This window comes from Streptomyces sp. HSW2009, assembly GCF_040240285.1.
Lineage (GTDB): Bacteria > Actinomycetota > Actinomycetes > Streptomycetales > Streptomycetaceae > Streptomyces.
Map to the genome: position 1 here is coordinate 1 of NZ_JBEHZD010000547.1, position 5,005 is coordinate 5,005.

Annotated in this window: 3 protein-coding genes and 1 pseudogene; all 4 read right to left on the reverse strand. The window is 74.2% G+C overall.

What is annotated here, in order from left to right:
- Positions 1–1,271, reverse strand: a pseudogene (locus tag AAHZ94_RS28300) (hypothetical protein); the annotation flags it as partial.
- A complete protein-coding gene (locus AAHZ94_RS28305) occupies positions 1,268–2,164 on the reverse strand; it encodes an FAD binding domain-containing protein (RefSeq protein WP_349996392.1) in 897 nt (298 codons plus the stop codon). The pseudogene AAHZ94_RS28300 and the gene AAHZ94_RS28305, both read right to left, overlap by 4 nt.
- 910 nt (positions 2,165–3,074) lie before the next feature.
- Positions 3,075–3,923, reverse strand: coding sequence for a carbohydrate ABC transporter permease (locus tag AAHZ94_RS28310; RefSeq protein WP_349996396.1), 849 nt, complete (start codon positions 3,921–3,923; stop codon positions 3,075–3,077).
- Positions 3,924–4,075: 152 nt separating this feature from the next.
- On the reverse strand, positions 4,076–5,005 hold a 930-nt coding region (locus tag AAHZ94_RS28315; RefSeq protein ID WP_349996394.1), incomplete at its 5' end, for a carbohydrate ABC transporter permease.

Here is a 5,005-nt window from a genome sequence, read left to right on the forward strand (position 1 = left end):
ACGGTCGCGGCCTCGGCGGGCGCGGTGGCCTGCGGGGCGCCGGCCGGGGCGGTGGCCTTACGGGTGGCCCGGCGGCGGGCGCGCGAGCGGGGCGCGGGCTCGTCGGCGACGGCGGGGGGCTGTGCGGCGGGCGCAAACCCCGGCGGCGGCCGAACTGCCGCACCGGACGCGTCGGTCTGCGGCAGCCCCGCGTGCGGCGGCTCCGGGCCGTCCGTCGTCGGGTAGCCGGGCGTCGCGTACGGGTCGGCGTCGACGCCGTGGCCGTACTCCGCCGCGCCGGGGCCCGCCGGGAAGTCGGGGCCGTCGGCGTACGGGCCGTGGTCGGGCAGTTCGGGGTCGGTCGGCTGCGCGCCCTGCTCGGCCGGCCGGCCCGCGTCGGCGCGGGGGGCGTCCGGGTACGGCGGCAGCCCGTACCGGTAGGCGCTCATCGTGTACTCGCCGGTCTCGTCGAGCCCCTCGTCGCCGACGGTCGGCAGGGTCCACTGGCCGGTCCCGCCGAGTGCGGACGGCACCGGCCACTCGGGGGTCGTCTGCGGGTCGAGCGGCTGGGCCTGCGGATCGCCGAGGGTGTCCTCGTGCGGCGCGGGCGCGCCCTGGTCGGCGTACGGCTGGCCGTGGCCGAGCGTGTCGCCGCGACGCGCGCCCTGGCCCGCGCCGTAGCCGGTCGGGCCGTGCTCGCCGAGCCGGAACTCGCCCACCTCGTCGGGCCCGTCGTCGGGCGCGAACGGGATCGACCACTGGCCGGTGGCCTGCGCTTCGGCGCCGGGCGCCGCGTCCTCGCCGCCGGGCAGCGACCACTGGCCGGTGCCGGTCGGACCGCCGCCGGCGCCCGGTGCCAGCGGCGCCCCGCCGTGCTGGTCCGCGTACGGGTCGCCGTGCTGCCCGCCGTGCTGGCCCTGCGGCAGGTCGTACGGGCTGGCGTACGGCTGCCCGCCCTGGCCGTGTTCGCCGTCGGCCGGCTGCTGGGGGTGCCAGTGCGCGCCGGGCGGCGGCGTGTAGCCGGTGCCGGGGGCGGCCAGCGGGTCCCAACCCTGCGGCAGCGGCGCCGACGGGTCGGCCAACTCGGGCGGGAGCTGCACGAAGGCGGTGCCCTCCGCGTCGTACTCCGGGCTGCTCGGGATCGGCTGCCAGCCGTGGAAGGCCGGGGCGGGCGGGGTGCCGGGCGCCGGGTGCGCCTCGGGCGCGCCGTGCTCCTGCCCGTCCGCGGGGCGCGGCTCGGCCTCGGGCCCGGCCTGGTGGCCGGAACCGCGCGAATGGTGGTCTGCGGTCATGCGAGCGCCCTCCCCAGAGCTCGGCGGGCCAGGATCGCCACCGTACGCCGCAGGTGCAGGGCGGCCGGCGGCAGGGCGGGTGGCGCCCCGTCGGCGTCGTCGGGCGCCGGCGGGTCGGGGATGCAGGCGGCTGCCACGTAGTCGCCGAAGGCGGCGCAGGCGTCGGGGGCGAGTTCGCGCGCGCCGTCCCAGTCGATCAGCGAGGCGACCCAGCCTTCGGCGTCCAACGGGCGCAGCGGCATGGGGGCGACGGCGCCCACCGCGCAGCGCACCTGGCGGCGCGCCGGGTCGAGCACCACGGCGACCGAGGCGACGGCCCGCCCGGGGCCGGTGCGCCCGGTGGCCTTGAGGAAGACCTGCGGCGCGTGCAGCAGCGGCACCCGCACGAAGCCGACCAGCTCGCCCGGTCGCAGCATCTCCACGCCGGCCAACAGGTGGCTGACCGGGACCTGCCGGCTGCCGTCCGGGCCGACGATGACGAGGGTGGCTTCCAGGGCGGCGAGCACGGGCAGCGCGTCGCCGGTGGGCGCGCTGCTGACCACGTTGCCGCCGAGGGTGCCGGCGTTGCGGATCTGCGGCGGGCCCGCGGAGCGCGCCGCAGTGGCCAGCGCCGGGATGAGCGCGGCGAAGTCGGGGCGGCCCATGCGGGCGTGGGTGAGGCCGGCGCCGAGCAGGGCGTGCCCGTCCTGGTACTGCCAGCCGCGGATCTCACTGATCCGGCCGAGGCCGACCAGCGCCGCGGGCCGCAGCAGCCCGGAGTTGACGGCCGCCATCAGATCGGTACCGCCCGCGACGGGCACGGCCGCGGGCACGGCGGTCAACGCCGCCACGGCCTCGTCGAGCGAGCCCGGCAGCGTCACGGTGTGCGCCGCCTGCGGAACGTGCGTGGTCAACCAGATGCCCCTTCCCCGGTCCCCGGTGTCCTGGCTGCTCGCCGTACGGTACGTGCTGACGGCCTGGACGTGGCAACTCTGGCACACATCGCCCGCCCACCGCCGCGAGGGTCCACGAACCGGGGTTCCGCCCCACAGGTGCGCATGGTCCGCTTTGGCCGAACTTCCGGCCGCTCACCACGTGCTGGCGGTTTGTCCCCCTTCGCGAAACGTGACGCCGCTCGTACCGTGACACGGGGACCACCGTTCCAGCCGGCCGGAGGAGCGCGCTCCGCTTGCTGTGGGACTCACACGATCGGGGGCACGGGCCGCGGCGGCGCGCCCACCGCGACGAGCGGCGCCGCACCCTCCCGCACGGGCCGCCCCGCACGGCACCGACCAACCGGGCGGCGGCGCCGACCGTACGGGCGAGTGACGCCCGAGTGACGTCCGGACGCTCCACGGGACGAGGTCACCCGCCCGTCTCCCCCGTCTCCCCGCGGGGCGCTGGTCTCTCCCCGCGCGGGGGGACCGGACTCTCTCCCCGTGCGCGGGGTTGGTCCTACGCGGCCTGAGGGCTGGTCTTACGCGGCGTACGGGGCTTGCACGCGGCAGGCGCGGACTGGCGGACTGCACGGAGCACGTAACGGAGCACGTAACGGATTGCGCGCAACCCGCGCGCACGCGCGCGAGGGGCCGCCGCCCCGCACCCACCCAGACCCCGTGTCAGCCAGCCCTACAGTCAGTCAGTCCTACGCGCCCACGCACGCGCGCGAGGGCCGGCGGGCCACTTCGCCCACCGGCCTCACGCACACGCACCGAAGCCGCCCTGTCGGAGCCCGGCCCGGCACAGCCCGGCTGCACCGACACGGCGGCCCTGCGGCGGCGGGGCCGTGCGCCCCCAGCCGCACGTGCCCGGCAGCAACACGTCCTAATCCTTCACCGCACCGCCGAGCCCCGAGACCAGGCGGCGTTGGACGAGGATGAAGAAGATCAACACCGGGATGGTCATGATCGTGGAGGCCGCCATGATGCCGCCCCAGTCGTTGCCCTCGTCCTTGAAGAACACCAGGAGGGCCATCGGCAGCGTGGAGTTCTCGGTCGCGCTGATGATGAAGGACTTGGCGAACAGGAAGTCGTTCCAGGTGGAGATGAAGGAGAACACGCTGGTGGCGATGAGCCCGGGCAGCACCAGCGGGAACAGGATCTGCCACAGGAAGCGGGTGCGGCTCGCCCCGTCCAGGTAGGCGGCCTCCTCCAGCGACTCGGGCACGGCCTTCACGAAGCCGCGCAGCATCCAGATGGCGAACGGCAGCGAGAACGCGATGTGCGGCAGGATCAGCGAGCCCAGCGTGTTGAGCCCGATCCCCGGCACGCTGTCGCCCAGGTCCCGCATGAGGAAGAACATCGGGATGGTCAGCGCCTCGACCGGCACCATCTGCGCCACCAGGAACATGATCAGCACGGTGGTGCGCAGCTTGAACTTGAAGCGGGTGACAGCGGTCGCCGCGAGGAAGGCGATCAGCGCGGACGCGATGACCACGGTGCCGGCGACGATGAGGCTGTTGAGGAAGTAGCGGCCGAAGTCCTGCTGGTCGAAGACGCGCCGGAAGGCGTCGAGCGAGGGGTTGAACGTCCACGGCCTCGGGTGGGACGACTGCACCTCGTTCGCCGGCTTGAAGGCGGAGAGCACCATCCAGTACAGCGGGAAGGCGACCACCGCGGCGATCAGCAGCGCGGACGCCTCGGCGACCAGCCGCCACGGCCGACGGATGCGCAACCGCCGGCCGCGCCCACCGCCTTTGCCCTTGCCCCCTGCGCCCTTCCCCCCTGTGCCCTTCCCGTCTGTGCCCTTCCGGCCGGTGTCCTTGCTGACGGATGCGGTCTGGTCGGTGGCGGCGCCCGCGGACGAGGGGCTCGCGGACGAAACGCTCACAGCTCTTCTCCTTGCCTGCGCAGCAGCCGCAGATAGATCAGCGTGACGGCGAGCAGGATCAGCAGCATGACGATGCCGATCGCGGAGCCGAGGCTGTATTGCGAGGAAGCGAACGCCTTCTGGTACGCGTAGACGTTCAGCACCAGGTTCTGGCCGGCGATGCCGCCGCCGTTGGTCATCACGTAGATCTGCGTGAACACCTTGAAGTCCCAGATGATGGACTGGATGGTGACCACGATGAGGATGGGCCGCAGCATCGGCGCCATGATGCTGCGCCAGGTGCGCCACTGCGAGGCGCCGTCGAGCGACGCGGCTTCCAGCACCTCGCTGGGGATGGACTTGATGCCCGCGTACACGGTGACCATGACCAGCGGGAACGAGCACCACACGACCTCGAAGAGGACGAGTGCGAAGGCGCTGTAGCGGTCGTAGGTCCAGGAGAAGTCCTCGAAGCCGGACAGGCCGCACCACACCAGCATCTTGTTGATCGGGCCGAAGTCGGGGTCGAAGAGGAAGACCCAGACGGTGGAGCCGGTGATGGCGGGGGTGGCCCAGGCGCCGAGTGCGGCCAGCATCAGCGCGAGCCTGGGCACCGCGCGGATGCGGGTCAGCAGCACGGCCAGCGCGCAGCCGACCGCCAGCGTGGACACCACGCAGACCGCGGCGAAGACCAGGGTGGCGACCAGCACGTCCCAGAACTGGCGGTCGTTGAAGAGTTCGGTGTAGTTGGCGAAGCCCTGGAAGGTGGCCGGCTCGCCGCCGCTGACCTGGGCCTGGGTGTACTCCAGGAACGAGATCAGACCGAGTTGGTAGATCGGGTAGACGAGCAGCGCGGCCATCACCACGAGGGCGGGCGCGAGGTAGAGCCACGGCGTCCAGCGCGAGGCGCCGCGCGCCCCGGGGCCGCCGCGCGCGGAGCCGGGGCG